Genomic DNA, 262 nt, shown 5'->3' with positions numbered 1-262 from the left:
TGGGCTCGGGGAGGGGCCTTTCCCCCGTCCGGGCCAGGACCCACTTCCCCAAGGGGAAGGCCCGCTCGGCGAGGAGCCTCCCCCCCCGCAGGGCCCCCTCGAGGCGGTAGGCCTTCCTGGGCTCCAGGAAGGCGGTGAAGCCCCGGGCCCGGCCCAGGACGAGCCTGAAGGCCTCCCCGCTCTTGGGCTGGACGAGGACCACGAACCTCCTTCCGTCGGCGTGGAGGAGGATCCCGTGCACCACCAGCTCCGGCCCCTCCAT

The 262-nt window shown here is 73.7% G+C and carries 1 pseudogene; it reads right to left on the bottom strand.

What is annotated here, in order from left to right:
* Positions 1-262: pseudogene (locus tag ACYQ0J_RS02980) on the bottom strand (hypothetical protein); the annotation flags it as partial.

Source organism: Thermus sp. FJN-A, from assembly GCF_054655095.1.
This window is presented reverse-complemented; position numbering and strand designations above follow the sequence as displayed.